The organism is Rhizobium esperanzae (assembly GCF_002204185.1).
Taxonomy (GTDB): domain Bacteria; phylum Pseudomonadota; class Alphaproteobacteria; order Rhizobiales; family Rhizobiaceae; genus Rhizobium; species Rhizobium esperanzae.
In genome coordinates, this window is the sequence record NZ_MXPU01000007.1 from 289921 (window position 1) to 316235 (window position 26315).

Here is a 26315-nt window from a genome sequence, read left to right on the forward strand (position 1 = left end):
CCCCTAAAGCGCATCGCGATCTTTCAGATTCGCTCATTGCGCTTTAGGTATTTGTTCTACGGATTCGTTACCGCAAAACCGCTGCACATTTTTGCGCGACATATTTTAGCCGCAACTGCTCAGACGGCGCTTGCCGCCGCGAAACCCCGTTCGATATCGGCCTTGAGGTCGGCCACATCTTCTAGGCCGATCTGCAGGCGGATGACCGGCCCCTCCTTCGGCGCCTTGGCGACCTTGCGGTCGTTCAGATTGGCCTGTAGCGCGAGGCTTTCAAAGCCTCCCCAGGAATAGCCGAGACCGAAAATCCTGAGCGCGTCGAGGAAGGCGTGGGCCTTCGCCTTGAATTTCTCGGGGCTCTCCGCGGCAAGCACGAAGGAAAAGATACCGCTGGCGCCCGTAAAATCGCGTTTCCAGATAGTGTGAGAGGGGAAACTCGGCAGCGCCGGATGCAGCACGCGGGCGACATCCTCCCTGCGCTCCAGCCATTCGGCGATATCAAGCGCGCTTTGATAATGGCGCTCGAGGCGCAGGCCCATGCTGCGCAGTCCGCGCAGGATCTGATAGGCATCGTCGGGCGCTCCACAGATACCGAGCACGCCGTTCGCCTCCTTCAGCCGCTCCCAGTGCTCGGCATTGGCCGACACCGTTCCGAGCAGGATGTCGGAATGGCCGGATGGATATTTGGTCGCTGCATGGATGGAGATGTCGACGCCGTGATCGAGCGGCCTGAAATAGAGCGGCGTCGCCCAGGTATTGTCCATCATGACGACGGCGCCATGGCGATGGGCGACCGCCGAGATCGCCGGAATATCCTGCATTTCGAAGGTATTGGAACCGGGAGCCTCGGTATGGACGAGCCTGGTGTTCGGCCGGAACAGCGTTTCGATGCCGCTGCCGATCGCCGGATCGTAATATTCCACCTCGACGCCGAGCCGCTTCAGCATCGTATCGCAGAAATGGCGGGTCGGGCCATAAACCGAATCGACGACGAGTGCGTGATCGCCGGCGGCGACGAACCCCAGGAACGGAATGGTGACGGCCGCCAGCCCCGAGGGGACGAGGATCGTGCCGGCAGAACCTTCGAGCGCATCGATCGCCTCGCAGAGCGCGTCCGTCGTCGGTGTGCCGCGCGTTCCATAGGTGTATTTCTGCGAGCGCGTGTCCATCGTCGCCGCATTCGGAAACAGGACCGTCGAGGCATGCACGACCGGCGGATTCACGAAGCCGTGATAGTCGAAGGGGTCGTTGCCGATATGGGTCAGGCGGGTGTTGATGCCGGCGGTCTGCAGCAAGCTGTCTTTGTCTTTCATGTCGGAAATAGCCTTTGGCGAGGGGCGCAAAACCAGACTTTTGGACGCCTCGACCGGTCCGGTCAACCCCTCAAGGAAGGGGACAGCAATCGCTAGGTTTTTCTAAATTCGCGTTATTTTTCCGCAATTGGGCGCTCATTTCCTAGCCAACCGCCTTCGAATGTGGCGCAATCCGGCAAAATGCTGAATTTTGCCGCAATTATTGATGGCGACACTTGACCATGGTGACATTTGCGACTGTGATAGGGTACTCGCGCCGGGAGGGTGTCGAGACGATGGGGGTGGCAGAGTTTTCCGCCGGAACGCCCCACAAGAAAATATAATACAACGGAAAAGGTTGGGAAAAAAATGAAGAACAAGCTTCTGTCCGCCACGATCGGCGCAGCAGTTTTCGCTCTTGGCGCCTCGGCTGCTTCGGCCACGACTCTCGGTGATGTAAAGGCAAAGGGTTTCATTCAGTGCGGCGTCAACACCGGTCTCGCCGGCTTCGCAGCGCCTGACGCTTCCGGCAACTGGGCGGGCTTCGACGTCGACTTCTGCAAGGCTGTCGCTTCGGCCGTGTTCGGCGACCCCACCAAGGTGAAGTTCACGCCGCTCAGCGCCGCCAATCGCTTCCCTGCCCTGCAGTCGGGCGAAATCGACGTCCTCGCCCGCAATACGACCTGGTCGATCAACCGCGATACGGCACTCGGCCTGAACTTCCGTTTCGTCAACTATTATGACGGCCAGGGCTTCATGGTCCGCAAGAGCCTGAACGTGAAGTCCGCATTGGAACTCTCCGGCGCGTCCGTGTGCGTCCAGTCGGGCACGACCACCGAGCTCAACCTCGCCGATTATTTCAAGGCGAACAATCTTCAGTACAATCCGGTCGTCTTCGAAAAGCTGGACGAGGTCAACGCCGCCTATGACGCCGGCCGTTGTGACGTCTACACCACCGACCAGTCCGGTCTGTATTCGCTGCGCCTGACATTGAAGAACCCGGACGAACACGCGATCCTGCCGGAAATCATCTCCAAGGAACCGCTCGCCCCGGCTGTTCGTCAGGGTGACGACCAGTGGTTCGATATCGTCAGCTGGGTCGGCTATGCCATGATCAATGCTGAAGAATTCGGCATCACGCAGGCCAATGTCGACGACATGAAGAACTCGCCGAACCCTGACATCAAGCGCTTCCTCGGCGTCGAAGCGGATACCAAGATCGGCACCGATCTCGGTCTGACCAACGACTGGGCTTACAACATCGTCAAGAACGTCGGCAATTACGGCGAAGTCTTCGAGCGCAACATCGGCCAGGGCAGCCCGCTCAAGATTGCGCGCGGCCTTAACGCCCTGTGGAACAAGGGCGGCATTCAGTACGCTCCGCCGGTTCGCTGAGCGGCATCACGCATTAAGCCGGAAAGGCGGGCGACCGCCTTTCCCCTCCAATAAAAAAGCTCCGAAAAGGAGCGTAATGGGGAATTGGCCAGGCATGACGCATCAGGCTTTGGATTCAACACGTGTATCCAGGAGCGGCTGGAGCCTTCAGTCCGCCCTCTACGACCCAACAATTCGGGGCATTTTCTTCCAGGTTCTCACCATCGTCCTGCTGGTCGTCTTCGTCTGGTGGGTCGCGCACAACACTGCCGTCAATCTGGCGCGCGCCAATATCGCGTCGGGATTCGGCTTTCTGAACGGCCGCGCCGGCTTCGAAGTCGGTCAGTCGCTGATCGCCTATTCAAGCGATTCGACCTATGGCCGGGCGCTGGTCGTCGGTCTTCTGAATACGATCCTGATCGCCGTTACCGGCATCATCACCGCCACCATCATCGGCTTCATCATCGGCATCGGCCGTTTGTCGCGGAACTGGCTGGTTGCCAAGCTGTGTACGGTCTATGTGGAAGTTTTCCGCAATATTCCGCCGCTGCTCGTGATCTTCTTCTGGTATTCGGGCGTTCTGGCAGTTCTGCCGAATGCGCGCGAGTCGCTGCATTTGCCACTCGGATCCTATCTGAACAATCGCGGCCTTGCCTTCCCCAAGCCGGTTTTCGGTGAGGGTTTCTGGCTCGTCGGCGTCGCCTTTGTCATCGCGATCATCGCCGTCATCGCAACGGCCCGATGGGCGCATCGTCGGCAGGCGGCCACTGGTCAGCCGTTCCACACGATCTGGGCTTCGATCGGCCTGCTGATCGGCCTGCCGCTGATCGCCTTCCTGCTCGCAGGCGCGCCGCTTTCCTTCGATTATCCGATCGTGGGCAAATTCAACCTCACCGGCGGCTCCGTCGTCGGGCCGGAATTCATGTCGCTCTTCCTGGCACTCTCCTTCTACACCGCTGCCTTCATCGCCGAAATCGTGCGCGCAGGCATTCGCGGTGTGCCGAAGGGACAGACCGAAGCTGCAGCCGCACTCGGGCTTCACCCCTCGTCGATCACCCGGCTGGTCGTCATTCCGCAGGCCTTCCGCATCATCATTCCGCCGCTGAGCAGCCAGTATCTCAATCTGACCAAGAACTCGTCGCTGGCGATCGCCATCGGTTTTGCCGATCTCGTCGCCGTCGGCAGCACGACGCTGAACCAGACCGGTCAGGCTGTCGAGGTGATCCTTATCTGGATGGTTATTTACCTCAGCCTCAGCGTCGTAACTTCGTTGTTGATGAACTGGTTCAATGCCAAGATGGCGCTGGTGGAGAGGTAAGATGAGCAACGCTTTCGTCAGAACCGCCATACTGGCGCCGGAACCGCCGCCCTCGGCAGAGAAAGGCCCGGTCGCTTGGATTCGGCGTAACCTGCTTGCGACCCCCAAGGACATGGTCCTTACCATCCTGGCGCTGGTCTTTGTCGTTTGGGCCCTCCTGCACGCGCTCGACTGGCTCTTCGTGCAGGCGGTTTGGAGCGGCCCGGACCGCACCTTCTGCGCCACTGCCGTACAGGGTGGCATCCAGCCGGATGGCTGGAGCGGCGCATGCTGGGCCTTCGTCAATGCCAAATTCGACCAGTTCATCTTTGGACGTTATCCGCTCGACGAGCGCTGGCGCCCGACGCTGGTCGGCATTCTTTTCGTACTCCTGTTGGTGCCGATGCTCATCCCTTCGGCGCCACGCAAGGGCGTCAACGCCCTCCTGCTCTTCGGCGTGCTGCCGATCGTTTCCTTCTTTCTGCTTTACGGCGGATTTGGCCTGGAAATCGTCGAGACCCCACTCTGGGGCGGGCTGCTGGTGACGCTGGTGCTCTCTTTCGTCGGCATCGCCGTCTCCTTCCCTCTCGGCATCATCCTGGCGCTCGGAAGGCGCTCGCAGATGCCGGTCATCCGCACGTTCTGCGTCGTTTTCATCGAAGTCGTCCGCGGCGTGCCGCTGATTACCGTCCTGTTCATGGCGAGCGTCATGCTGCCGCTTTTCCTGCCGGCCGGCTGGACGGTAGACAAGCTCTTGCGCGCGATCATCGGGGTATCGATCTTCGCCTCCGCCTATATGGCGGAAGTCATCCGCGGCGGCCTGCAGGCTATTCCCAAGGGCCAGTTCGAGGGCGCGGATTCGCTCGGGTTGGGCTACTGGCAGAAAATGCGGTTGGTGATCATGCCGCAGGCAATCAAGCTGGTGATCCCCGGCATCGTCAACACCTTCATCGGCATGTTCAAGGACACCTCGCTGGTATCGATCATCAGCATGTTCGACCTTCTCGGCATCGTTCGCCTCAACTTCGTCGATCCGAACTGGGCAACCGCAGTAACGCCGCTGACGGGGCTGATATTCGCTGGCTTCGCCTTCTGGCTTTTCTGCTTCGGCATGTCGCGCTATTCAGCATTCATCGAACGTCACCTCGACACCGGCCACAAACGATAAGAATGAGGGAAATAATCATGGCTGAAGCTCCAGCTAAGAAGCTCACCGTTTCCGCAACGGAAGTGGCGATCGAAATCATCAACATGAACAAGTGGTACGGCGATTTCCACGTGCTGCGCGACATCAACCTGAAGGTCATGCGCGGCGAACGCATCGTCATCGCCGGCCCGTCCGGTTCGGGCAAATCGACGATGATCCGCTGCATCAACCGTCTCGAAGAGCACCAGAAGGGCCAGATCATCGTCGACGGCACCGAGCTCACCAACGATCTGAAGAAGATCGACGAGGTGCGCCGCGAGGTCGGCATGGTATTCCAGCACTTCAACCTCTTCCCGCACCTGACGATTCTCGAAAATTGCACGCTGGCGCCGATCTGGGTGCGCAAGATGCCGAAGAAGCAGGCGGAAGAAATCGCCATGCACTTCCTGAAGCGGGTCAAGATCCCCGAACAGGCCAACAAATATCCGGGCCAGCTTTCCGGCGGTCAGCAGCAGCGCGTGGCCATCGCCCGGTCGCTCTGCATGAACCCGAAGATCATGCTGTTCGACGAGCCGACTTCGGCGCTCGATCCGGAAATGATCAAGGAGGTGCTCGACACCATGGTCGGCCTCGCGGAGGAAGGAATGACCATGCTCTGCGTCACCCACGAAATGGGTTTTGCCCGCCAGGTCGCCAACCGCGTCATCTTCATGGATCAGGGCCAGATCGTCGAGCAGAATTCGCCAGCCGAATTCTTCGACAATCCGCAGCACGAGCGCACCAAGCTGTTCCTCAGCCAAATCCTGCACTGACCCCGAATGCTGAACTTATTGGAGGCCCGCCGCACCTTTTGGGTTCGGCGGGTCTTTCATGTTCAGCGGGCGGCGGCGGCCTGCAACAGATTGCAGACACCGGCAGGACGGGAATCGCCGCCGCCCGGCGGAAGGTGCGGGCTGATCTCCTGGATTGATCCATTGAGAGGCCGCCGCGCTGGCGGTCCCGGCCATACCGAGAGCGGTTCAGCTTTTTCATGGAAGCGCAGAACCGCTCTAAGTTTTTGTTTTTACACAATTCCGGGACGGAAAACGTTTCACACTTTTCCTGGAATTGCTCCAGCACCCCATCCCTCTTGCCCGCAGGCGTTGAAACAAATAACCTCCCGCTCGATTACTTCGATGATCAACCAGAGGAGAACTAAACCCAATGAGATTGATGGCAGTCGTTGGCGTTGCACTTAGCCTGGGCTGTATTTCGGCCGCAGAATCTCCTTCAAACTATCAATCCTACAGTGGCGTACGGGTCGACACAGACCCTGCCCTCCTCTCTCGATACGACAAAGCTCTTCAGTGGTGCGTGCCGGAGGCAGGCTCATGGCGACGCGGGTCGCCGGATCCGCAGAGCCTGCACTATAACGCGGCGCTCAGAAATTGCCTCTACAGGCGCGGCTTTGTCGATCGAGGCGTCTACGCTTACCCCATCCCCAAGATTTACTTCGATCATTTCCTGGATCGCTGAGAAGAACCGAACGGTTCTAGTTTGCCATAGGACTTCAAAAGCCGGGAACACAAGCCCGGCTGTATCGGCGTGGCTTGTCGACGGCGGCCGCATATCAGCTTTTGGCGCTGTCGGATGGCCGGCCCTTGCCGTCCGGCATTTACCACGGGATGGTGGAAGCTGCAGCGCGGCTTTCAGGGCAACCGGAGCAGCGGGATTGGACCGAGCTCCATAAGTGCGGAGATCGGGAGTTGCGAGCTGGATGCGAACCTCAACCGACGGTCGACACCGCATGTACTTTCATGTCATCTCGAACTTCGTAGAACTTGCTGCGGTCGATATAGATAAAATGGCAGCTTGGCTTTTCGCCTTTGCCGGCAGAACAGGCCTTATCCCCCTTGAAGGTGAGTTTCGTTTTCACGTCGATCGTTTTGCCGCCGACATCGGCCTTGCCGGTAATGGTCCCCTTCTTCCAACTCCAAACGAGTTCGGCGGTCACAGGCTTTTCGAGATCGACAATCTCTACCTTCACATGCTTGCCATCAGCAAAAGCTTTGAACTCGTCCATTGTAGCCTTTTTGGCCCCCGCAGGAAGATCAACCGCGTAGGCGTTCATTGCAGTTAGAAATGCAGCGGCGCTGATGCTCAAAAAGATCGTTCTCATACTCGCCCCCTAAGAATTGACCAGGGAGGGTATACGTTGTCGACGGCAGCAGCATCCCACCTATTGCGACTAGAGGCAGTATAGCGCAGATCTAACATATATAATCCCACGATATTTCAACTTTCTGGCGACACCCTCAGAATTTCTGTCTTTGTCTTGGCTGCCACGCACCACACGAAATAAACCTCTTGCGACGATTACTTTTTATCTTGGATAATATTATTCGCGTCTGCGATGTATCAAAGATGACCTCCATAAACCTGCTTGCCGCCTGCATGACGACATGACAGCCAAACCGAAATCGTCATGGCTCCGGTATCGGAAAGACCAGCCACGAAGAAGATGGATCTTTCCCTAGCTATACAACAACTGCGAGGCCGAGAGCGTCTGAACATCACTGTGCCGTTCGATGTGCCGCCAAAGGACCCCGCGCCGGAATTGGGTTCGGCCGCCTCCACGCCAGATGAGGTGTCCGAGCAAATTTCCCTTGTAATCTAGCGATGTGACCCCGAGCCATGGATGAATTGCCCCGCCCACCCTCTCCAAAGTGGCGGGGTTCGAGTTCAGGATTGTTCGGGATACGCCACCACTTGAGCGGTGTCTTTCGGCGCGATCACACGCATTCGATGCCGTTGCGCTGAGTATAGGCGTCTGCCAGAGCCTGCGCTTCGAAGGCGAATTTCACCTGCTGGCATGTGTCTGCGGAGGAGCGGTGTGCCCATTATCTAATCAGTCTTGAAAGCGACTCATGATCGAATCGAGCACCCCGGAGAGGGTGCTGGCCATGCCACGGCCATGTCAATTACCCCCAATCGTGAAGGCGAAGCTGCCAAAAATTGAAAAATTCAGAAAAAATGTTGATCCCGCCTTGGCGGCAGGATTCCAGTCACGTCCATCAGATTTTCCTAATCTTTTCAATGGGCGGGCCTCGCTCTGGTTGCAGAAAGAATAATTCGCGGGAAGCGAGATATATATTTTGTCCCAATTTGGGCAAATCGGATTTCGGCAAATATTTCAAAATGTAACTTGGGAGTGATCTGGATATTGTGGCAGCAATATGGCTATGTTTCTCAAGTACTTACTGTTTAGATGCTGTTGCGCCCTTCAGAACCTCGTCCTATAAACCCCGCCGCAAGACATGATTAACCACAAAATATTAGACAACGCTGAAGTTGAGGAACAAAACCATGACAACATACTACGTAGCTTCGAGCAGCAGCGGCGGCGGTAACGGCAGTGCCTCCTCTCCGTTTCGCACGATCAGTGAGGCGATGGCTTCGAACCTTAAGCCTGGCGACGAGGTCGTGGTGAAACCGGGGACCTACAACGAGAGCATCAACATCGATAAGGACGGCTCGGCGGCAGCCGACATCACGCTGCGCTCGGAAGTGCCCGGCGGGGCGCTGATCCGGCCCCCCGCGGGCTCGTGGAACGCGATCAGTGTCAACGCCAACCACGTGGTCATCGACGGCTTTGATATCAGCGGCGCCAGCGGCGACGGCATCGAAGCGAGCGGTGTCCACCACGTCCAGATCCTCAATAACAAGGTCCACGGCAACGGGGAGTCGGGCATCCAGTTCAACCAGTCGGACTTCATCCACGTCGAAGGCAACGAGACCTATAATAACGCGTCGTCGGGCTGGTTCTCGGGCATCTCGCTCTACGAGAACCGGAACATCACGGGTGATACCTCGACGGATGGCTACCGGAACATCGTGCGCAACAACATCTCGCACGACAACGTCACAAAGTCTGGTGAACACACCGACGGCAACGGCATCATCATCGACGATTTCCAGAGCACGCAGGCGAGCGGTAATCCGAACTACACGTTCAAGACCCTGGTCGACAACAACCTCGTCTACGGGAACGGCGGCAAAGGCATTCAGGTTACCTGGAGCGACTCCGTCACCGTGAAGAACAACACCGCCTACCACAACAACCAGGACCCGCAGAACACCGGCACCTGGCGGGGCGAGCTGAGCAACTCGGCGTCGAGCAACAACACCTGGGTCAACAACGTCGCCGTAGCCGACCCATCGCTGAACAAGAACAATACTGCGATCGATAATACGTCGACCGACGCCTACACCAACAAAAACGTCGTCTGGGCCAACAACATCACCTACAACGGCACGGCCGGCCAGGCCTCGGTTAAAACCGATGGCGGCAACGCGATGCCTAGCTCGGCGGACGGCAACAAGCTCGGCGTTGACCCGAAATTCGTGGGGGCATCGAGCGACGACTTCCACCTCGGCTCCGGCTCGGCGGCGGTTGACAGCGGAACCACCAAGTACGGCGTCAGCTCGGTCGATCTGGACGGCGACGCGCGCGTCGTAGGAACTGTTGATATGGGTGCTTACGAATCCGGCTCCGCCCCGGCATCGGGAACACCGACCGCACCAACGCAACCGACAACGCCAACCACCGGTACGCCGACTACCGAGACGCCCACCACGGGGACGCCCACCACGGGGACGCCCACCACGGGAACGCCAACTACGCCCACCACGGAGACCCCAACCACGGGAACGCCAACCACGACGACGAAGCTGTACACCGGCACCAACGGCAATGACATCATGCCGCACACCGGTCAGTCCAACGGCGGCAACGAAACCTTCAAGGGTCTCGCCGGTAATGACATGTTGAAGGGCGGCGCCGGCGCGGACGTGCTCGACGGCGGCAATGGCAACGACACCGCCAGCTATGCGGGCTCCAGCGCGGGGGTCCACGTCGACTTGGCGACTAAGGTAGCATCGGGCGGGCACGCCACCGGTGACACGCTCGTCAGCATCGAAAACGTGACCGGCTCCAGCTACGACGACGTGCTGACCGGCGGCAATAACGGCGGCAACGTTCTCAATGGCGGGGCCGGCGCGGACAAGCTGAACGGCGGCGCCGGCGCAGACGTCATCATTGGCGGTGCCGGGAAGGACATCATGACCGGCGGCACCAGCTCGGATACGTTTGCCTTCAAAACGGCGACGGAAACTGGGTCCGGCTCGAACCGCGACGTCATCACCGACTTCCAGCATGGCGTCGATAAGATCGACCTCTCGGCGATCGATGCGAATGGATCTGCGCAGGGCGATGCAGCCTTCCATTTCCAGGCGCAGGAGAATGCCTTGTTCGACAAGAAGGCTGGCGCGCTCGCGTGGCACTACGAGGACGACCATACCGTTATCCAGGCCGACTTGAACGGCGACGGCGTTCATGATTTCGAGATTCAGCTGCAGGGTCACGTCCAGCTGGGCGCAGGTGATTTTCTCCTGTAATCATACCCGTTGCGGCGGTCGCCCGACCGCCGCAACAATCGTGCCAACGACGGCGGAGTAAAATCCGCCACACAGCACGCAAACTTCGGTTACTTCAGCGCGTGGATGAGCAAGCTGGGAGGGCGTAGCCCGAGCGGCGATCCCATCCGCGCGCTGTCATTTTCGGCCGGTGTCGGCCGGTCTTTCCGGTGCCGCTTTGCGCGAGGCGATAGCGGTCCCCAGTACATCTCGCGATTGTTGACGCGGTCGAGTGGAGCGCCGGTCAGGCGCCCAAGGCGCCAGCCTTGGACCGTCGACGGTATCGCGGAATAGCCAACTGTTTCTGGCTGTCGCAATAACTCGGATGTCGCGTTTCAGAATGTTATTATCGGTCGGCATCCTGCCATGGCAGCCAAATCCGCATGACCGCTACTGATGCTGCCCGTTGTCCATTCCTTCATCCCTGATTTCGCGCCAAATAAAAAATGTAACAATTTGTTCTTGCGCACGAATTCTCTATTGGCCTTATCCTTGCGAAATTCCGGCCACGACCGCGAAAATAAATAACTCATGAGGCCTGGCAGGAATAGTACAGCAAGAAGTGTCCAAAGAGTGTTGTAGGTATATCTGGTGGAGCCATGCATATACTTCACACCCCCGCTGAAAATTCCTAGGGCAATCACGCCTACGAAACATAGGATGAAACCTACCAGGCAGATGATACTTGCGCGCTTTGTCACCTTCCCTCCATAGAAATCAGTACTGGGGTGTCCGCGAGTTCATGGCCGATAAATGTTAAACAGACTGCGCGCCCATTTCGGTGAGGTTTGCCCAAAAGCCGATTACCAGCATTGCCGGATGCATATCAAAAGCCTAGCCCTCAAAACAGCTCCGATAAGGGGTTTCTCAAAAACTGCGTAAAAACAGATATCTGAAAGATGGTGGCGACCCCTGCAGGAATCGAACCTGCGACAACCTGCTTAGAAGGCAGGAAGGGAACCCAGGGTTTTCAGGGCGTACAGCAATTCCGTTGCGACCCTTAATTCATTGAATAATCCGGCATCAGTGTAAACGACATTAGGCCATTTCTGCGGCCTATCCGTGGTATAAGAGACGGATGAGGGCCAGCACCTTGCGAATTTTTGCCACTGCATGCCTCTCCCAAAGCCAACCGTCAAGGAGACCATGAATGCCTGATTTAGCGATGAGCATGATTGAGCGTGTGGCGAAAGCGATCTGCGCGCGTGAATACCAAGACCCGAACGCGTTGATTAACTCTTACCCAGATGGACCTCTCTACCCCGTGTGGAAGGACTTCGAACGGTGTGCCAGGGCAGCGATCGAAGAGATGCGCGAGCCTAACAAGGCGATGGACGACGCAGGAGAGGAAGCGATCTACGATTTGCCTAGACACATCGCCGTGATGGCATATGAGGCAATGCTCGACGCCGCCCTCAAGGAAAATGAAGGGCAGAAGGCTTAGCGTCCCTGCCCCCTCACCACAGTTCGAAGGCGGCGGCTTGCCGATGAGTATGACGCGGCCCAAGAGCGCGGCGAAGTCGCCGGGCAAAGACGGCGACAGCAGGCGTTCCGATAGGGAACGCCCGCCAATCGCCGTCGATATCGGACTAACCCGTAAGGCTGTGTCATCCGCCGACGCCGCTTAGGGCACAGCGAAGTCGCAGCAATATCGGCTGCTACTCCCACGTTTTTTTGAATAGGCTAAAGTCGTCCACCTGGGGAAGAGCCAAGAGATAATTTTGCCCCAGGTCGTGAATGTATTTCACAGTCCGTTGATCTGCTATCTGAAGCCTGAAACACCCAAAGACAGGTTCCGAGTAGGAAAACCTCAAATAGTTCTGGTCGTCGGGCCAGATACCATCCCATTGAATTGAGGAGTCTATGTCTGAGAGAACGATCTCGCCGTCATCGGTCCATCTAACGTATTTGTTCCAACGCGGGCTCGTGACAGTGACACAGTTATTCGGGAGCAATCCGGTGGTGATCACAAACGGCTCCGCGTAAACGCTAGCGCTATGGTCGCTCAGTAGAAACGTTGGTGGATCCTCGTTCCGGTTCGCGAGGTCGGTTGCCCAATACGCCCCACCACGCACTGCGGACTCGATAGGACCAGAGTGAGGTTCCGGTGCCCATCCGACCTGTTCTGTTACGTCGTCTGCCGGTACACGACCACGATCATTTACCGCGCTCTGCCCGTTTTGTTGATAAGTGGCTTCGCGCTCGCCACCAATCCCGCCGCTGGCAACATGAGGTGCCTCGGAGGGGACCGCTTCGGAAGGAGCGGCTTCGGTCCCGCCGCTAGGCTGCTCGGGAGGCTTTCCCCTACCAGACTTGCTTTCGCCGGCGGCAGCGCCGTATTCCGGCGAGTCTTCAATTGTCTTCTTGGCGGGAGGAGTCTTAAATTCATCGGTCATGTCGATCTCCATTGTTGCGCGTTGTTGGATTGGTAAGGCAGACACCCAAAACCTATCAGACCGACGACTTAAAAACTACCATAAGATTTACCAGTAGTATAATACAGTCTTTGGTTGCAACCGCATCAACTCGATGATCTCCGGAGAACGAAGGCTCATATGAACAAGGTAAAGCGAAATTCTATCGGGTGGCAGTGAAGGATAATGCCGGCAGTTCCGTGCATCAGGGGCCTCTTTCGACCGAGGAGCGGGCCGAACAGCCTTTGCGCATCCTACTGGCAACTTTTGGCGGCTCAGACCCAAAGGTTGGTCGTGCCGTGGCATGGAAGATTTATCCGGTTTACCAAGGTAGAGCCGTCCCCTGGCAACCTGTCGCATCGACCGCCGGCACATGACGAAAGGCCCGCACCATGACCACGCCAGACACCGCTACCCTCCTCGAAGACGCCGCCGACCGGATCGCCGATATCTCGCGACCAGATCTGCAGATCTTGCTTCGACGCGCGGCCCTGCGGCTGCGCAATGCCGGCGACATCTCTATGGATGACGATGTGGAAGAAGCTCTCCGCGATCTGGCCGGCGAGTTCGGCATGACGCGCTACGACACGATCAGGTTCAACGTCCGGCAGTGGATGGAGAAGAACACCTATCTGCCGGTGCATTCGCTAGATGAGGAAGGTGACGTTGACGGGAACGCGTAGCAGCTGCGCGATCGATCAAAACCCCGCGGAAAGAGCGTCGGCGCTGAGAGCCTCGCCAGCGATTAACCATCTATTAACCAAAAGGCAATTTACCTGATTGGATAAAAGGTTACCAAAACCTTATGTTCCTCTTGCGACTCAGCGTCGCAGTTCCCATGTGGGACTCGCTCTGCATCTGCAGGGGAAAAAACGGCGGCCCGGTGGATGCGCCAACATCCCCGGGCCTGACAACCACCTTGCGGCGGCTTGTTTGTGATCACGAGGCAGTAGTTGGGTATCTTCCCACTGGTTGTCAAGCGGTTTCTTAACTTGTCGCCCGCACACAGGCGAAGGAAATCGCTAATATGCGCATCGTCCGGTGTCGACAGCGGGTTTGTCGATGATCAGCTTGTCCATCTGCTGCCGGAGCTCGGCGGCGGAACGTTCATTGAAGCCGGTTCCCACTCCCCCGACATAGACGAGCTCGTTACTTTTGCGCGCGGCGAGCAGCAGCCGTCCGATGCCTCCAAATGATGCCGTCGACTTCTCATAGCCAATGATCAAAAAGCCATCGCTCTGGATGCATTTGATCTTCAGCCAGTCGCCGAGACGGCCGCTGCGATAGGTGCTGTTGCGATCCTTGGCGATGATCCCTTCCAACCCATGCTCGCAGGCGATGCGCAACAGCACGTCGCCATCAGCTTCGATCTCCTCGGATAGCCGGATGGCTTCTTCGCCGCCGGCAGGCACCAGCCCCTCGAGGAGATGGCGCCGCGCGGTGAACTCCGTCTCGGTAAGGTCATGACCATCGAGATAGAGCAGATCGAAGACCATGCAGACCGATTCCCACGATATCCGCTTGCCGTCCTCGCCGCCGAGCGACTGCTGAAGTTTGCCGAAATCAGACCTGCCGAGCTCATCGAACACGACCGCCTCGCCATCCAATATCGCCGTCGAGACAGGAAGGCGTTTTGCAGCCGCCAGGATAGCGGGGAAGCGGGCCGTCCAGTCATGCCCGCCCCGCGTCAGGATGCGGACGCCCTTGGGCTCGATGTGGACAGCCAGACGATAACCGTCCCATTTCACCTCGAATGCCCACTGTCGGCCTTTCGGCGGACGCGGCTTCAGCAGTGCCAGGCACGGATCGATGCGCGCCGGCATGGGATCGAGAGTAAGTTGATGCTGGGCGGGATCAAGCTTCTTTCTCGGGCGGCTGCGGATCGGCGCCTCGGCTTCACCGAGAAGCGGCTTGGCAGGCTTGCGTGGCGGCTTTGTCATGCCGTGATGACATCAGCAACAGCTTAAAAAGCAATTGACCCAGATTGATTATTGACTTGGATCATGGCGAGCAGAAACTAGTGACACGCTCGGGGTTGAGCGCTTCTATTCAGAGAAGGTAAACGACAATGACCCCGTTGCAGCCCGTGTCACGATGCGCGCTGAACAACGCTGAATTGGCCCTCTGTCAGAGGGTATATGACCGCATCACCTCAGCCAGACCGCTCGTTTCAGATGCCGAGCGTGAGGACCTAGCCAGCATGATCATCCGGTCATACCAACATGGGGTGATGGACGAGGATGCCTTGGTGCGGCTGCTAAGTTGACCCCACTATCTGCGCGAAAGCATACAGGAACCTTACGCATGCTCCCCCGTTATTGCATCGGGACCGCGCGAGAGATTCCTGGCAGCCAGCTTCTCACATCGCCCCCCACGATGCGCGGTCTCACTATTTCTCCTCTTTCAATTGCCCCGTTCCGACGGGGCTATTTTTGTTGCGGTAGATTCATTATTGACTAACCCGGCAATGAGAACATATTAGGAACATAGCCCTGGGCACCCCGAAATTCATGCGGCACAGGAACCTCTGGCGAGGAAGGATGACGCATGGCCGAAACGATCGGCGAGGCAATGGATGTTGGATGGGATGTCAGTGCGAGGTGTGCATGGGGAAAACGTGAGGGGCTGAAAAGCGTCCGGGAATGCCAATGGAAACACCGGCTGGATCTGGTCACCCTAGTGGCGACTCGCGGGCGCGATTTTCCGCTCGCCATGCTCTCGCAGCGAATGCGCTGCCCGGTTTGCGGCAGCCGCCGCGTGGCAATCGCCTACCTTCCGAAGAGCGCGCCGCGGCCGATGGAACGGGGTCCGAAATGGTAACCGCTCGAAGGTTTCAAGAGATCAAGGGCTGGTCGCCCGGATACATCAACGTCACGCCCGAGCACGTCACCATCATGGCCGAATGCACCGTCTGCGGCACAGCTCGGGAATTCGCGAGGGAGAGCTTGCCGGGCCACCTGCACTTTTCGCTGATCAGCGAGATCGAGCCGCACCTGAAATGCGTCTCCTGCGGCGCCAAGGCAGGTAAATTGAGGTTTGGCTCTTATGTCGGGGGCGACTGATGCGGTGGCAGCCGGACCGGAAAAACGACACGACGCCGAGCCTGAGAAAATGCAGTTGCGGCGGCAATGCGAAAGTCTACGACGCGCCGTCGCGGATCGTGTGCAACAAGATGTGGCCAGGAAGTTGCGGAGAAAACAATGCCGTTTTTCCGGGATACCGCGCTCTCCAAGTGAGCTTACACCGCAGCTATTGCCTTAGCCCGCATAATTTCTACTGCGCCCTCTTCGCTCGAGCTTGGAGACTTAATGTGCTGCGCATAGCTCATCCGCCGAACTACGGTCGATAAGTTCGGAATTATAGTCTTCGCTGGATCATTTCATCACATGCCAAGCGATCAAGTCTTCCATTTCTTCGGAGGTCATTTCCCGATATTCCCATCCGCCGGGAACGCGGCGCCGCATCAAAAGCTTACGGTTCCTCAGCTGCGGATTCCATTCTTTTGAGCAAAGAATATCGAGAATTTTGTTTGCAATCGACTTCAACATATAGACTGAGCCTTTGTGGCCTTAGAGTGAAAGTCGTCGAATATCATTTTTGATATTCTTCGCAATCCCTGTTTTTAGGGATCACGGACTGCCTGTGAAGCGCCGGTGATGCTGACGAGACTTGACGAGACGACATCGCAGTTGAGAAGGTGTTGCGTGGTACAAGTCAAAGGTGACTTAAGATCCGGCGGCCGAGGTCTCCTGCCCGAGATGCGAGAGGAAAGTCGCTGTGGACACCGCCCCCTTTTTCCGCGACCAGATCCACCAGAGAGAGCACGAGACCCGGCGGGTGGGTGCCAAATGGAACGAAGGGATCATTCCGCAATGAGCATCACAAACCACTCATCCGCTCCCGGCGCCAATGTACACTTTGAGCATTATTGCGAGGAAGAAGGCTGCCGAGAGTGGGGAGGCTTCGGGCACAGCCCATCTAGGGCGATCCCCGTCCGCTGGTGGTGCTGGGAGCACTTCCCGTACAAAAGCTATGAGCAGGAACAGGCGCTTAGAAGACAGCTCGAGGCGACCGAGCGAAATGAATGACGACACAGTCCTGCGCCTGGACCGAGATATAGGCAGGTGTCCGTTAAACTCTCATTGAGATTCGATCAGTCGGAGTCGGAAGGTGGGGTGGGATTACTGCGTTCCTCCACCTCGGCCATGGTCCACTCACGGAACAGGCTGTATGCAACCGCCAGCAGCGTTGGCCCAAGAAAGATTCCGATGAAGCCAAAGGCGAGGACGCCGCCAAGGAGTCCAAAGAGGCCGAGCAACACCGGCAGGTTGTTGGCCTTGCCGAGGACGTAGGGTCTGATGACGTTGTCGATGCTGCTGACGAGGAGCAAACCCCATGCTGCGACGAAGATGCTCCACCCAATGGCTCCCTGGACAAGAAACCAAAGTGCCACTGAGCCCCATACAAGCGGAGGGCCAACTGGCACAAACGACAGAACGAACGTAAGGAAACCAAGCAACAGCGCCTGAGGTACACCGGCGATCCAAAAACCAATGCCGGCTAAGAGAGCTTGGGCGAGCGCCGTGCCGATCAGGCCATAAATGACGCCCTTGACAGTAGCCCCCACGACCACAAGCAGCTCTCGGGCCCGAGGCCCGGCGAATCTTTCGCCGACTGCGCGCACGTGGGCTGCCATCCGCCGGCCGTGAAGGAAGAAGAAAAAGGCGATGAATACGCTCAGCCCAAGTTCGAGGAGCCCGGCGCCGAGCACCGCCCCACTGGCTACTGCTAAGTTTGTGGCTGGGCCGATCAGCTTCTTGAGTTCAACGGTGAACGCAGGCGCATTGTGGGCCAAGCTCTCCCAGTAGGCAGCCAGGTTCTCGCCGATTACCGGCAGTCCTGCGACCCAGCGCGGCGGCGTCGGGGGGCCTTGCTCGAGAACCTGGTTCACCGCCGCGAGCAGGTTGCCCACGCTGTCCGTCAACGTCGGCACCACCACGGCGAACGGTGCGACCAAAACGAGGGCAACCAGCAACGTCATCATGGCGGCGGCCACGCTTTTATTGCCACCGACTGCACGTTCGCACCTCCTGTAAACCGGCCATGTCGAGAAACAGATCACCGCGGCCCACAAGATAGCTGAGAGGAAGGGCTGAAGGACGAAAGCGCAGCCGACCGCAAGGAGAAGTAGGGCGCCGACCCCTAGAATTTGTTCGATTGGCTTGCCGAGAGGTATCATGTCCAATCTTTCCTGCGCTTCCGGCTAAATTATCAGCGAATGACGCAATGTGCAGCCATTGGCTCGAGCGTCGCAGTGAGCATGGCGGGGCGTTTCTTTGATAGGCACAATTTACCGGAAACGCCCTGTTCTCCGCTGCCGAAACGTACGCATTCGCACAGAAACTTTACTTTGGCCGAGAGGTTTCCTGGGCTGTTGGGAAAGGAGGTTTCGCGTGCCGAAGTTCTACCTACACATTGTCTACGCTGATCGTATCGTGCCGGATCTTGAAGGCATCTCCTTCACAGACCTGGAAGAAGCAAAGCAGGAGGCCAGAGATAGCCTTCCTGACCTGGTCGCTCAGGCTCTACTGTCGAGGAGGCCAGACATCCCGCTGGCGATAAACATATGCAATGCCAACGGTGATGCGGTCGCCTCAGTCGCTACAGACGCAGCTATTCCGCAGCTCTCTCCCGCAGCGCCCCCCGCGAGCGGGGGCGGCCCTGGGAACGGAAGGTGAGTTGTCACACGCGAAGTGCATGAAGGAGCGCAAGCGGCGCTGATCGCCAAGGGACGACGGAAAGGGCTTTTGGCTGCAAAGCGATTGCGGATCGAATGGAGCGGCGCGGTGGGCAAGACGCCATCGCACCGGCCGCTCGTCAACATCTACCGAACGAATGGTGAAGAAATCGGCAAAAAGCTGCTAAGGGAAGGCTTTGCTCGGACGTGGACCCCGGGCCAGCGAAACGACTGGTGCGAGTAAGGGAGTTGATCTCAATCCAAAATGGATTCTGCCAACTAGATTAGCAAGTTAGAGCTAATTGACCATCTTCAGAACGATGTCATCATATTCTACATTGTCGCGTCACCCCCGGCGGCAAGGGTAGTGCAAGACGCCTCGCGAGAATGCGGGGCTTTTTGCTTGGCATGCCCGCACTACAAACCAAGGTGCCCGACAGGCCCCGACTTTAGTCCGTCTTTTTCTCGGTAAGATTCGAGTTAGATTTTCTTTATCCTTGTCGAGAGGACGTCAGGGAGGTTTTAGCAATGTTGCTGCGTATCCAGTCAGAACCTCCCTGGCGAAGCAAATAACACCTTCATTGCCAAGCTGAGTTAAACTATGTCCAACGCCGTAGTGGAACTTGGTCAGTCCCTCTTTGTTGTCAAAACTTGCCCCGCTTCGGCGGGGCTTTTTTGTCCGGAATGCCGCCGGATCGAGTCAGTCGCTCGGTGATCCTGAGCCGACGCATCCTTAGCCGCAACGGCGCCGTCTGGCGCAAGGACCGGAAAATATATGTACGAAGCCGTACCGGAACCTGGCGGGTCCTTTCTTGTTGGGCCAACAGGATCGCACGGATGGCCCTGAAAAGGGCTTATAGTTCCCGCCTCAGTACTGTGTGATCCTACTTTCCCCAGATCCCAACTGCCCCGCCTCCGCGCGGGGCTTTTTTCCCGTCGAGCGCCGCGGACTCAGTTGATCTTCAGCCAGTGCCGAAGCCAAGCTACGGCGCTGTCGCTCATATAAGCCACGGTTCCGCCAACGGTTAGGCCGGCAAAGGCTATGAGCCCAGAGATGCCGTAGCCGATCTGCTTCATCCGCTTCCACTCATCCAACGTGGGCTTCACGGCCTTGTGGTTCTCCTCCACGGTTTCCTTCAGGCCCTTGATCTGATCCCGTGGCATTGCCTCCACTTCGCCGCTGACGGCGATTGTGGTGTCCACACGGCTGATGCGCTGTTGCTGCTCATCGAGCCTCTGATGGATCACGGCTCGGCTTTCGTGGGCATGTTCCTTCTCGTCTCCGAAGTCTTTCCGAAGCAGAGACACATTCTCCTCTATGCCGGTAAGTCTGCCTTCGACACGCCCTAGGGCGCGCAGGATGTCGTCATTCGAAGTCGTCATGTAATTCGATGCCTACGGATAGAATTTCCGGTTTCCGGCTCTGTCCGGATACCCACTATTTATTCATTTGTCAGGTCAGCGGCTGCAAATTCGTCGATTGGGCGGCAGTGCTTAACCTTACCGGCTAACCTTTTTTGGGGTTTCTGCAAGCAATGCTGGGCCGCACGATTTACGCGTAATTTGCAACTTGCTATGCCGATAGTGGGTTAAGAGACTTACAGGGCAAAAAATGCAATCTCCAACTACACTTGCCGAACTCCTGCGTGCTGCTGCATCCGGGGGCGGAAAGATCGACGGCGTTGGACTGGCCGATGATGAAATCGTAAAGGAAGCTCATTGGCTGGGTCTTGTCGAAGTCGATGCAGGCAATGCGTGGACAATGGTCGACACCGTTAGATTGACCCCCAAACAGCGGGTGGTGATGGGCTTACCTCCAATCGCCCAAAGGCCCTCCGCTGTCGCACTGATAGCCAACGCAGTTACAACATCATTTTTCAAGCTTTTTGGTGCCCGCAGACCTTTGCCTTGACCTGTCAGGCTGCATATTGCGCAACCTTGTCAGCGACGAAATTGCCGAGATTTGCATATCCCGCCGTGTTCATGTGCCGGGAATTATAGACATAACCCATACGAGATCGACCACATCATAGCCGAGGGCCTTCGCCCGGAAGCTGACAAGCAACACAAGATCGCGATCGCCGAAGGTCAGTTGCGTGGCAAAGAATGCTGCCACCGCGGCAAAAACGGCAAGACGAACAATGATATCGCGCTGATCGCCAAGGCGAAACGCGTCTACAACTGCGCCAACGGCTTGAAACAGTCGGCCCGCAAACTCCGCGGCGCACCGTTCCCGCAGTCCGAGAAGGCAGCGCGCCGCATGCCCAAGAAGGCATTGCCGCCAAAGCTTCTTTTCAAGCCGGCGGAGGAGACGAGATGACGGCTGGAGGCTCCACTCCCGATTCAAAATTAAGGGGCTGGTCAGGGCCAGTAAGCAGCGTCCTGATCGGCGCATTCCTCGGGGCTCAATTCCTTCCCCAACTCGCGCCAATAGATTGGAGCGATCTTGTCGCAGTAGGCCTTGGGATCCAGTCCAAAGGGTCTGCGGCCGGTGCGGCAATGGAGCGTTACGCGTTGACAGAACCGTTCGCAGAATTCCTCTTTGGTCATACAAACAAACTGCTTAGGGCTGGAGATCGTTCAATTGGAGTGCGACGCCGTCCAAGAAGGAGAAGGTGAATGGGTGACCTCCTCATGACGCGCCGCGCCGTTTTCTCGGAATGCGGCCTGTTTCGCTACCTGCTTGAGTACGAATTCGGCGGGACCGGGCCGGTTATATCGCTCGGGATGGTCAATCCGTCGCTCGCCAACGGCGAGAACAACGACCAGACCATGACAAAGGTCGACGGCTTTGCCATCCGCCTCGGCGCCAGCAAGGTTGTCGTTTGGAATCCATTCGCGCGCATTGCCAAGGATATTCGCGATCTGCGGCACGTGGATGACCCTATCGGACCGCAGAACGACGCCTATATAGCGCAGGCGGTCAAAGGTGCGGATATCCACATTGTGGCCTGGGGGCCGCTCTCGAAGCTTCCAAAGCCCCTGCGCACCCGTTGGCGATCGGTCTTCGGCGTTCTGTCCGACGCAGGCGCCAAGCCGATGTGCTGGGGAACGGCGCTCGACGGACACCCGCGTCATCCTCTGATGCTGGCTTACGCCACGCCGCTCGTTCCTTGGGAGGTGCCGACATTCCTGAGGAAAGGGAGGGAGCGGGAATGACCAAGGCCGCCATCGTCAAATCCGCTGACCTGAAGCGCATGGCCGCCGTCGCCAAAGAGACCGGCATGCGTATCGAGATCGAGATCAACGGGAAAATAATCCGGGTTTCCCCCGATATTCCCGATAATCACAAGCAGCAGAGGGTTGACATGAAACCCGAAGACTTCACGTCATTAGCCGATTGGCAAGCGTGGAGAGACCAGGAACGTGCTCGTGAAGCTCAAAGGCATTCATAAGGTCAAGCGCACGCTTGCGAACGGAGAGGTTCGCATCCACTATTATGCTTGGCGCGGTGGTCCGAAGATGAAGTCGGCGCCTGGAACGGAAGAGTTTGCTGAGGAGCTTTTGAAGCACCGCGCCGAGAGCGCTCCTTCCGAAGTGACGACACTTGGCGATCTGATCGAGGCCTTCGAAAATAGTCCGGCCTTTTGCCGCTCTTGCCCAGACGACGCAAGACAGCCACAGGTCCTCGTTCAAGGAAATTCGCAAGGAATGGCCCCGGCTGCCGCTCAAGCTGACGCAGCAGCGCGGCATGAAGGCGATGATTCGCAAGTGGCACCACACCTTTGCAGATCACCCGCGCACGGCAGACCAGATGCTGTTTTCCCTGTCGCGGGTCTATACCTATGGGATCGACGAGGAGATCATAGAGAAGAACCCCTGCACCGGGATCGAGCGGCTTTACACGGGCTCCCGCAAGGAAAATGTCTGGACGCCAGAACTTATCGCCCTCTTCCGCGCGAAGGCCAAACCTCACCTGCTCCTCGCCTTTGAGACGGCCATACACACTGGGCAGCGCCAAGCCGATATGTTGCTGGCCACCTGGAAGCAATATGACGGCACGCACCTGATGTTCGAGCAGGGAAAATCCAAGCCGGGCAGGCCGAAGAAGCGAGTTCGGGTGAAGGTTCACAGCGCTCTAAAAGCTGTTCTCGACGCCCTTCCGACAGACACAATGCGCATTCTGAACAACTCGCGCGGCCGGCCGTGGTCGAAGAGCGGATTCAAGACTTCGTGGGGGAAGGAATGCGATCGGCTGGGCATCGAGGGCGTGACGTATCACGACTTGCGAGGAACCTTCATCACCGATCGCCGGCGGGAAGGATCGACGACGGAGCAAATCGCGTCGATCACCGGGCACTCGATTGCAGAGGTCGGGCGCGTGCTGGAGAAGCACTATCTGGCGACCGATCAGCAGACCAGCGATGCTGTCATTCTGAGGATGGAAAGAACATCGCGGAAACAGAAAAAGTAAACGGCGCTGAAAACGCTGTAAACTGGCTCAAATTGGCGCCAGAAAATGCTGCATAAGTCCTTGAAAATGTTGGCGACCCCTGCAGGAATCGAACCTGCGACAACCTGCTTAGAAGGCAGGTGCTCTATCCAGCTGAGCTAAGGGGCCGTCCGGCGGTCACGTTTAAAGAGCGCGACCGAATGCGCCATATGTGGACGAGAAATCTCAATGCGTCCAGGGTTGCGTGCGGGTATAGCGGAAATTATCCGGATAGGCCACAACCTGACGGGCTGGGTCCTTCGGCGCGATGACGCGGTATTCGATGCCGTTGCGCTGGGCGTAGGCTTCGGCAAGTGCCTGCGTTTCGAAGGTGAGCTTTACCTGCTGGCGCATGTCACCCGAGGAGGTGTAGCCCATGATCGGATCGATCTTGCGCGGCGACTCCTGATCGAATTCAAGCACCCAGAGATGGGTCTTGGCCTTGCCGGACTGCATGGCGGTCTTAGCAGGACGATAGATCTTGGCAGACATGACTGCGGCATCTCCGAATATGCGAGGACAGAGCGCCCCCGCCTTTCATGGTCTCAATCCCGTTGCCGGGCCCTTGCTTCGTCGTTTGCGATAACGCGAAGAGTTGAATTTTGCTTATCCGCGAATCCCCGTTTTTTCAAGAAAAAAGCGGATCGCGACGCCGCCGCCACAGCCACACCGACAATACGCCAATGTGTTGGGGAGCAGGCTTATCGTTAACTCGGGCGGCTCAGCACATTCATCCCTCATGTCGCTTGCCATCCACCTAAATCCGCAGGAATTCCAGGCCATTGCGCAATATTACCAATTGTCTCATGTTGTGATCACAAGCTGATTGCCGCAGCCGGCCATGGGCACTAGTTTGCGGCTCAATCGGCTTCAGTGGATGCACGCATGATGAGACGTTCGACAGAGTTCAATGCCATTATGATAGGAGCTGGCATCACCGCTTTCTTCTATCTCGCTATCAGCTATGCCCAATATATCGGCCTGATCGCCCGCGGCTAAGGCTGATCGCCCTGACGTCCAATTGCGCCTCACAAGTAAATTGACGGCAGGCGGGGATTTTCCCCTTGCGTCCACAGGCCTGGTGAGAAATCTCCGGCGACAGCTGGATTTATGGGTTGCGACGGCGAAGTGAACCGTGTATTCCCGCTGCCAATCACGGCACGGAGTGTAGCGCAGTCTGGTAGCGCATCTGGTTTGGGACCAGAGGGTCGGGAGTTCGAATCTCTCCACTCCGACCATTCAATATCCTGATATCCATCAATTTCTTGATACCTGCATCGCAGCTGGTGCACCCGCGAGCTTACGTACCGTCACTTCGCCTTCGTCGTCGTGGCGCTGACGATTCTGTCGCCTGGCTCGATTCCGAGTTTGCCGACGATGCCGGCATTGAGTTCGACGACGTATTTCACCGGGCTCATCGAATCGATGATGTCGCGTGAATAGGGTTTTGCGTTTTCCTTGATGTGGCGGATCGTGCCGGTGTCGTCGGCAAAGAGCATGTCGAGCGGCAGGATGGTGTTCTCCATCCACATGGCAACGCGCCGTGTTTGCCCGAAATCGAAAATCATGCCGGCGTCATCAGCCATCGACTTGCGAAACATCAGTCCGCGGGCGCGCTGATCACCGGTGGCGGCGACCTCGACGGTAAAATGCAGCATCTTTCCGGCGGCTGTCTGGATGAGCAGCGGCTCCTTGTCGAACCGGATCTCCTCGTCAGCCAAAGCCGGCAGGGCGACCAAGAAAAAAAGCGCCATGACGGCGCTTCTGATCGCATGAAACAGGACGATGCCGCGCATGTCAGTGCGACCGGCTTGCCGGGCTCGGAACGTCGGGATGGATCTCTGCGGCCATCAGGCCCTTTTCGCCATCGCCGAAGCGGACGAGGACCACCTGGCCGGGGCGCAGCTCCGTCAGCCCAAAGCGGCGCAGCGTTTCCATGTGCACAAAAATGTCTTCGGTGCCCTCACCGCGCGTCAGGAAACCGAAGCCCTTGGTGCGGTTGAACCACTTGACAAGCGCACGCTCGAGCCCACTCGTGGCGGTGACCTGCACATGGGTGCGCACCGGCGGCAACTGCGAGGGATGAACGGCAGTCGACTGATCCATCGAGAGGATCTTGAAAGCCTGGTAGCCGCGCTCGCGGCGCTGGACGAGAGCGACGATGCGCGTGCCCTCGAGGATCGTCTGGTAGCCGTCGCGGCGCAGGCAGGTCACGTGCAGGAGAACATCCTGCATGCCGTTATCAGGCACGATGAAGCCGAAGCCCTTGGCGACGTCGAACCACTTGACGACACCGGTGATTTCGACAAGATCGACCGCTTCTGACGACAGCTCGTCGACATCGGTGTATGCGTTCGATGAAATCCTATCAGCCATTATCGCCAGCCCCTCGAATACGCGTCACACTGTTACGGTTAACTGATTCTTGAAATCAAGATTAACATCTTGGTAACGGATAAGCGCAAGTCCTAGTTTTCGGTTATTCCCAGCTGCACATTTTATAAAGATGACTTGCCCGAAGCTGACCTCGGCTCGCCGAAAAGGCCAGCCCCTATAAAGGAGTAGATAGAATGCGTTATCTTCATACGATGGTTCGCGTCAAAGATCTGGACGCTTCGCTTGCCTTCTATACCTCGCTGTTCGGACTAGAGGAGATTCGCCGCCACGAAAACGAGAAGGGCCGCTTTACCCTGGTTTTCCTGGCCGCTCGCGACGATCTCGACCGTGCGCGCAGCGAAAAAGCGCCCTGCCTCGAGCTCACCTACAACTGGGATACGGAGGATTATAGCGGAGGACGCAATTTCGGCCACCTCGCCTATGAGGTGGATGATATTTACGCGATCTGCCAAAAGCTGATGGATAACGGCATTACCATCAACCGGCCGCCGCGCGACGGCAACATGGCCTTCGTGCGCTCGCCCGACGGCATTTCGATCGAAATTCTGCAGAAGGGAAGCCCGCTTCCGGCCGCCGAACCCTGGGCTTCCATGGGCAATACCGGCGCCTGGTAAGGGTTTTGGCCGCAAGGCTTTTGCGAAACTTGCGGCTTTTGCGATTTCGGGTCCGGCCGGCGCCTTGGCGCTTGCCGCGACCCGGCCCCGCAGGCAATCTCCCGGTGAATCGAAGCGGAGGATGGCGATATTTCGCTGTTTTTCGCATCAACCGGAGACC

At 57.7% G+C, this 26315-nt stretch carries 29 protein-coding genes, 2 tRNA genes and 2 pseudogenes; 21 read left to right on the forward strand and 12 right to left on the reverse strand.

The features are described from left to right. Positions 1–119: 119 nt before the first annotated feature. Complete coding sequence (locus B5E41_RS13340) at positions 120–1310, reverse strand: cystathionine beta-lyase (RefSeq protein ID WP_088394233.1); 1191 nt, start codon at positions 1308–1310, stop codon at positions 120–122. Positions 1311–1658: 348 nt separating this feature from the next. On the opposite strand from B5E41_RS13340, the gene B5E41_RS13345 reads away from it, so the two are divergent. The 5 genes from B5E41_RS13345 to B5E41_RS13365 all read left to right on the forward strand — a co-directional run bounded on the left by B5E41_RS13345 (position 1659) and on the right by B5E41_RS13365 (position 6622). Beyond that, positions 1659–2684, forward strand: coding sequence for an amino acid ABC transporter substrate-binding protein (locus tag B5E41_RS13345; RefSeq protein ID WP_085859385.1), 1026 nt, complete (start codon positions 1659–1661; stop codon positions 2682–2684). A gap of 94 nt (positions 2685–2778) precedes the next feature. Continuing rightward, on the forward strand, positions 2779–3981 hold the full coding sequence (locus B5E41_RS13350; RefSeq protein WP_088394235.1) for an amino acid ABC transporter permease: 1203 nt from the start codon (positions 2779–2781) through the stop codon (positions 3979–3981). 1 nt (position 3982) lies between these two features. Continuing rightward, on the forward strand, positions 3983–5128 hold the full coding sequence (locus B5E41_RS13355; protein WP_085859383.1) for an amino acid ABC transporter permease: 1146 nt from the start codon (positions 3983–3985) through the stop codon (positions 5126–5128). Between the two features lie 17 nt (positions 5129–5145). After that, entirely contained in the window at positions 5146–5919 is a 774-nt protein-coding gene (locus tag B5E41_RS13360) for an amino acid ABC transporter ATP-binding protein (protein ID WP_038688615.1), read from the forward strand. A 391-nt stretch (positions 5920–6310) separates the two neighbouring features. After that, the gene (locus B5E41_RS13365) at positions 6311–6622 is read left to right on the forward strand and encodes a hypothetical protein (protein WP_082240290.1); all 312 of its coding nucleotides are present in this window, start codon (positions 6311–6313) and stop codon (positions 6620–6622) included. A 250-nt stretch (positions 6623–6872) separates the two neighbouring features. Here the strand turns inward: B5E41_RS13365 and B5E41_RS13370 are convergent, their stop codons facing one another. After that, complete coding sequence (locus tag B5E41_RS13370) at positions 6873–7265, reverse strand: hypothetical protein (protein WP_088394237.1); 393 nt, start codon at positions 7263–7265, stop codon at positions 6873–6875. Positions 7266–8013: 748 nt separating this feature from the next. On the opposite strand from B5E41_RS13370, the gene B5E41_RS31270 reads away from it, so the two are divergent. Both B5E41_RS31270 and B5E41_RS13380 read left to right on the forward strand, forming a co-directional pair. Continuing rightward, positions 8014–8217, forward strand: coding sequence for a hypothetical protein (locus tag B5E41_RS31270; protein ID WP_141098765.1), 204 nt, complete (start codon positions 8014–8016; stop codon positions 8215–8217). A 235-nt stretch (positions 8218–8452) separates the two neighbouring features. Next, a complete protein-coding gene (locus B5E41_RS13380; RefSeq protein WP_088394239.1) occupies positions 8453–10543 on the forward strand; it encodes a right-handed parallel beta-helix repeat-containing protein in 2091 nt (696 codons plus the stop codon). Positions 10544–10825: 282 nt separating this feature from the next. Here the strand turns inward: B5E41_RS13380 and B5E41_RS31275 are convergent. Then, a pseudogene (locus B5E41_RS31275) lies at positions 10826–10927 on the reverse strand (IS66 family transposase); the annotation flags it as partial. 784 nt (positions 10928–11711) lie between these two features. On the opposite strand from B5E41_RS31275, the gene B5E41_RS13400 reads away from it, so the two are divergent. Further along, positions 11712–12005 (forward strand): hypothetical protein, encoded by a 294-nt coding sequence (locus B5E41_RS13400; protein ID WP_088394243.1) that lies wholly within the window; start codon positions 11712–11714, stop codon positions 12003–12005. Positions 12006–12219: 214 nt separating this feature from the next. On the opposite strand, the gene B5E41_RS13405 is transcribed toward B5E41_RS13400, so the two are convergent. After that, positions 12220–12957 carry a hypothetical protein gene (locus B5E41_RS13405; protein ID WP_088394245.1) on the reverse strand — a complete coding sequence of 246 codons (738 nt, stop codon included), beginning with the start codon at positions 12955–12957 and terminating at the stop codon, positions 12220–12222. Between the two features lie 410 nt (positions 12958–13367). Here B5E41_RS13405 and B5E41_RS13410 point away from each other — a divergent pair, with 410 nt between their 5' ends. Then, positions 13368–13658 (forward strand): CopG family transcriptional regulator, encoded by a 291-nt coding sequence (locus B5E41_RS13410; RefSeq protein ID WP_088394247.1) that lies wholly within the window; start codon positions 13368–13370, stop codon positions 13656–13658. A 339-nt stretch (positions 13659–13997) separates the two neighbouring features. On the opposite strand, the gene ligD is transcribed toward B5E41_RS13410, so the two are convergent. Beyond that, positions 13998–14915 (reverse strand): non-homologous end-joining DNA ligase, encoded by a 918-nt coding sequence (ligD, locus tag B5E41_RS13415; RefSeq protein ID WP_088394249.1) that lies wholly within the window; start codon positions 14913–14915, stop codon positions 13998–14000. A gap of 607 nt (positions 14916–15522) precedes the next feature. Here ligD and B5E41_RS13425 point away from each other — a divergent pair. Both B5E41_RS13425 and B5E41_RS13430 read left to right on the forward strand, forming a co-directional pair. Next, positions 15523–15795: a hypothetical protein gene (locus B5E41_RS13425; RefSeq protein ID WP_088394253.1), complete on the forward strand. Its 273-nt coding sequence runs from the start codon at positions 15523–15525 to the stop codon at positions 15793–15795. Beyond that, positions 15789–16037 carry a hypothetical protein gene (locus B5E41_RS13430; protein ID WP_088394256.1) on the forward strand — a complete coding sequence of 83 codons (249 nt, stop codon included), beginning with the start codon at positions 15789–15791 and terminating at the stop codon, positions 16035–16037. The genes B5E41_RS13425 and B5E41_RS13430 overlap by 7 nt, the downstream gene beginning before the upstream one ends. A gap of 312 nt (positions 16038–16349) precedes the next feature. On the opposite strand, the gene B5E41_RS31665 is transcribed toward B5E41_RS13430, so the two are convergent. Beyond that, a complete protein-coding gene (locus tag B5E41_RS31665; protein WP_176439382.1) occupies positions 16350–16523 on the reverse strand; it encodes a hypothetical protein in 174 nt (57 codons plus the stop codon). Positions 16524–16847: 324 nt separating this feature from the next. Between B5E41_RS31665 and B5E41_RS32205 the strand changes: the two genes are divergently transcribed. Continuing rightward, positions 16848–17063: a hypothetical protein gene (locus B5E41_RS32205; protein WP_088394258.1), complete on the forward strand. Its 216-nt coding sequence runs from the start codon at positions 16848–16850 to the stop codon at positions 17061–17063. 65 nt (positions 17064–17128) lie between these two features. Here B5E41_RS32205 and B5E41_RS13440 read toward each other — a convergent pair whose 3' ends face one another. Further along, positions 17129–18214: an AI-2E family transporter gene (locus B5E41_RS13440; RefSeq protein WP_088394260.1), complete on the reverse strand. Its 1086-nt coding sequence runs from the start codon at positions 18212–18214 to the stop codon at positions 17129–17131. 214 nt (positions 18215–18428) lie between these two features. Here B5E41_RS13440 and B5E41_RS13445 point away from each other — a divergent pair, with 214 nt between their 5' ends. Continuing rightward, positions 18429–18713: a DUF6894 family protein gene (locus B5E41_RS13445; protein ID WP_088394262.1), complete on the forward strand. Its 285-nt coding sequence runs from the start codon at positions 18429–18431 to the stop codon at positions 18711–18713. 4 nt (positions 18714–18717) lie between these two features. Beyond that, positions 18718–18956, forward strand: a pseudogene (locus tag B5E41_RS32210) (thermonuclease family protein); the annotation flags it as partial. A 707-nt stretch (positions 18957–19663) separates the two neighbouring features. Here the strand turns inward: B5E41_RS32210 and B5E41_RS13455 are convergent. Beyond that, the gene (locus tag B5E41_RS13455) at positions 19664–20095 is read right to left on the reverse strand and encodes a DUF1515 domain-containing protein (RefSeq protein ID WP_088394264.1); all 432 of its coding nucleotides are present in this window, start codon (positions 20093–20095) and stop codon (positions 19664–19666) included. Between the two features lie 229 nt (positions 20096–20324). On the opposite strand from B5E41_RS13455, the gene B5E41_RS31280 reads away from it, so the two are divergent. The 5 genes from B5E41_RS31280 (at position 20325) to B5E41_RS13480 (ending at position 23126) form a co-directional block, all read left to right on the forward strand. Next, positions 20325–20624 carry a hypothetical protein gene (locus B5E41_RS31280; protein WP_141098766.1) on the forward strand — a complete coding sequence of 100 codons (300 nt, stop codon included), beginning with the start codon at positions 20325–20327 and terminating at the stop codon, positions 20622–20624. A gap of 180 nt (positions 20625–20804) precedes the next feature. Further along, the gene (locus B5E41_RS13460; RefSeq protein ID WP_088394266.1) at positions 20805–21032 is read left to right on the forward strand and encodes a hypothetical protein; all 228 of its coding nucleotides are present in this window, start codon (positions 20805–20807) and stop codon (positions 21030–21032) included. A 314-nt stretch (positions 21033–21346) separates the two neighbouring features. Next, on the forward strand, positions 21347–21871 hold the full coding sequence (locus B5E41_RS13470) for a DUF1643 domain-containing protein (RefSeq protein WP_245303088.1): 525 nt from the start codon (positions 21347–21349) through the stop codon (positions 21869–21871). Further along, on the forward strand, positions 21868–22107 hold the full coding sequence (locus tag B5E41_RS13475; protein ID WP_088394271.1) for a hypothetical protein: 240 nt from the start codon (positions 21868–21870) through the stop codon (positions 22105–22107). The genes B5E41_RS13470 and B5E41_RS13475 overlap by 4 nt, the downstream gene beginning before the upstream one ends. Positions 22108–22403: 296 nt before the next feature. Continuing rightward, the gene (locus tag B5E41_RS13480; protein ID WP_245303089.1) at positions 22404–23126 is read left to right on the forward strand and encodes a tyrosine-type recombinase/integrase; all 723 of its coding nucleotides are present in this window, start codon (positions 22404–22406) and stop codon (positions 23124–23126) included. A 70-nt stretch (positions 23127–23196) separates the two neighbouring features. Here the strand turns inward: B5E41_RS13480 and B5E41_RS13485 are convergent. Both B5E41_RS13485 and B5E41_RS13490 read right to left on the reverse strand, forming a co-directional pair. After that, positions 23197–23273, reverse strand: a tRNA-Arg gene (locus tag B5E41_RS13485). 57 nt (positions 23274–23330) lie between these two features. Then, positions 23331–23636, reverse strand: coding sequence for an ETC complex I subunit (locus B5E41_RS13490; protein ID WP_008526983.1), 306 nt, complete (start codon positions 23634–23636; stop codon positions 23331–23333). 669 nt (positions 23637–24305) lie between these two features. On the opposite strand from B5E41_RS13490, the gene B5E41_RS13495 reads away from it, so the two are divergent. After that, positions 24306–24382, forward strand: a tRNA-Pro gene (locus B5E41_RS13495). Positions 24383–24454: 72 nt separating this feature from the next. Here B5E41_RS13495 and B5E41_RS13500 read toward each other — a convergent pair. Both B5E41_RS13500 and B5E41_RS13505 read right to left on the reverse strand, forming a co-directional pair. After that, positions 24455–24940, reverse strand: coding sequence for a DUF192 domain-containing protein (locus tag B5E41_RS13500; protein ID WP_088394273.1), 486 nt, complete (start codon positions 24938–24940; stop codon positions 24455–24457). A gap of 1 nt (position 24941) precedes the next feature. Continuing rightward, a complete protein-coding gene (locus B5E41_RS13505) occupies positions 24942–25520 on the reverse strand; it encodes a cold-shock protein (RefSeq protein WP_088394275.1) in 579 nt (192 codons plus the stop codon). A 194-nt stretch (positions 25521–25714) separates the two neighbouring features. Between B5E41_RS13505 and gloA the strand changes: the two genes are divergently transcribed. Continuing rightward, complete coding sequence (gene gloA / locus B5E41_RS13510; RefSeq protein ID WP_064810230.1) at positions 25715–26155, forward strand: lactoylglutathione lyase; 441 nt, start codon at positions 25715–25717, stop codon at positions 26153–26155. The last annotated feature ends 160 nt before the right edge of the window (positions 26156–26315 follow it).

What these genes read in the sequence shown, in the direction of transcription:
- B5E41_RS13340 (WP_088394233.1), bottom strand. Translation starts at nt 1,310, where the DNA reads ATGAAAGACAAAGACAGCTTGCTGCAGACCGCCGGCATCAACACCCGC.
- B5E41_RS13345 (WP_085859385.1), top strand. Translation starts at nt 1,659, where the DNA reads ATGAAGAACAAGCTTCTGTCCGCCACGATCGGCGCAGCAGTTTTCGCT.
- B5E41_RS13350 (WP_088394235.1), top strand. Translation starts at nt 2,779, where the DNA reads ATGACGCATCAGGCTTTGGATTCAACACGTGTATCCAGGAGCGGCTGG.
- B5E41_RS13355 (WP_085859383.1), top strand. Translation starts at nt 3,983, where the DNA reads ATGAGCAACGCTTTCGTCAGAACCGCCATACTGGCGCCGGAACCGCCG.
- B5E41_RS13360 (WP_038688615.1), top strand. Translation starts at nt 5,146, where the DNA reads ATGGCTGAAGCTCCAGCTAAGAAGCTCACCGTTTCCGCAACGGAAGTG.
- B5E41_RS13365 (WP_082240290.1), top strand. Translation starts at nt 6,311, where the DNA reads ATGAGATTGATGGCAGTCGTTGGCGTTGCACTTAGCCTGGGCTGTATT.
- B5E41_RS13370 (WP_088394237.1), bottom strand. Translation starts at nt 7,265, where the DNA reads ATGAGAACGATCTTTTTGAGCATCAGCGCCGCTGCATTTCTAACTGCA.
- B5E41_RS31270 (WP_141098765.1), top strand. Translation starts at nt 8,014, where the DNA reads ATGATCGAATCGAGCACCCCGGAGAGGGTGCTGGCCATGCCACGGCCA.
- B5E41_RS13380 (WP_088394239.1), top strand. Translation starts at nt 8,453, where the DNA reads ATGACAACATACTACGTAGCTTCGAGCAGCAGCGGCGGCGGTAACGGC.
- B5E41_RS13400 (WP_088394243.1), top strand. Translation starts at nt 11,712, where the DNA reads ATGCCTGATTTAGCGATGAGCATGATTGAGCGTGTGGCGAAAGCGATC.
- B5E41_RS13405 (WP_088394245.1), bottom strand. Translation starts at nt 12,957, where the DNA reads ATGACCGATGAATTTAAGACTCCTCCCGCCAAGAAGACAATTGAAGAC.
- B5E41_RS13410 (WP_088394247.1), top strand. Translation starts at nt 13,368, where the DNA reads ATGACCACGCCAGACACCGCTACCCTCCTCGAAGACGCCGCCGACCGG.
- ligD (WP_088394249.1), bottom strand. Translation starts at nt 14,915, where the DNA reads ATGACAAAGCCGCCACGCAAGCCTGCCAAGCCGCTTCTCGGTGAAGCC.
- B5E41_RS13425 (WP_088394253.1), top strand. Translation starts at nt 15,523, where the DNA reads ATGGCCGAAACGATCGGCGAGGCAATGGATGTTGGATGGGATGTCAGT.
- B5E41_RS13430 (WP_088394256.1), top strand. Translation starts at nt 15,789, where the DNA reads ATGGTAACCGCTCGAAGGTTTCAAGAGATCAAGGGCTGGTCGCCCGGA.
- B5E41_RS31665 (WP_176439382.1), bottom strand. Translation starts at nt 16,523, where the DNA reads ATGTTGAAGTCGATTGCAAACAAAATTCTCGATATTCTTTGCTCAAAA.
- B5E41_RS32205 (WP_088394258.1), top strand. Translation starts at nt 16,848, where the DNA reads ATGAGCATCACAAACCACTCATCCGCTCCCGGCGCCAATGTACACTTT.
- B5E41_RS13440 (WP_088394260.1), bottom strand. Translation starts at nt 18,214, where the DNA reads ATGATACCTCTCGGCAAGCCAATCGAACAAATTCTAGGGGTCGGCGCC.
- B5E41_RS13455 (WP_088394264.1), bottom strand. Translation starts at nt 20,095, where the DNA reads ATGACGACTTCGAATGACGACATCCTGCGCGCCCTAGGGCGTGTCGAA.
- B5E41_RS31280 (WP_141098766.1), top strand. Translation starts at nt 20,325, where the DNA reads ATGCAATCTCCAACTACACTTGCCGAACTCCTGCGTGCTGCTGCATCC.
- B5E41_RS13470 (WP_245303088.1), top strand. Translation starts at nt 21,347, where the DNA reads ATGACGCGCCGCGCCGTTTTCTCGGAATGCGGCCTGTTTCGCTACCTG.
- B5E41_RS13475 (WP_088394271.1), top strand. Translation starts at nt 21,868, where the DNA reads ATGACCAAGGCCGCCATCGTCAAATCCGCTGACCTGAAGCGCATGGCC.
- B5E41_RS13480 (WP_245303089.1), top strand. Translation starts at nt 22,404, where the DNA reads ATGAAGGCGATGATTCGCAAGTGGCACCACACCTTTGCAGATCACCCG.
- B5E41_RS13490 (WP_008526983.1), bottom strand. Translation starts at nt 23,636, where the DNA reads ATGTCTGCCAAGATCTATCGTCCTGCTAAGACCGCCATGCAGTCCGGC.
- B5E41_RS13500 (WP_088394273.1), bottom strand. Translation starts at nt 24,940, where the DNA reads ATGCGCGGCATCGTCCTGTTTCATGCGATCAGAAGCGCCGTCATGGCG.
- B5E41_RS13505 (WP_088394275.1), bottom strand. Translation starts at nt 25,520, where the DNA reads ATGGCTGATAGGATTTCATCGAACGCATACACCGATGTCGACGAGCTG.
- gloA (WP_064810230.1), top strand. Translation starts at nt 25,715, where the DNA reads ATGCGTTATCTTCATACGATGGTTCGCGTCAAAGATCTGGACGCTTCG.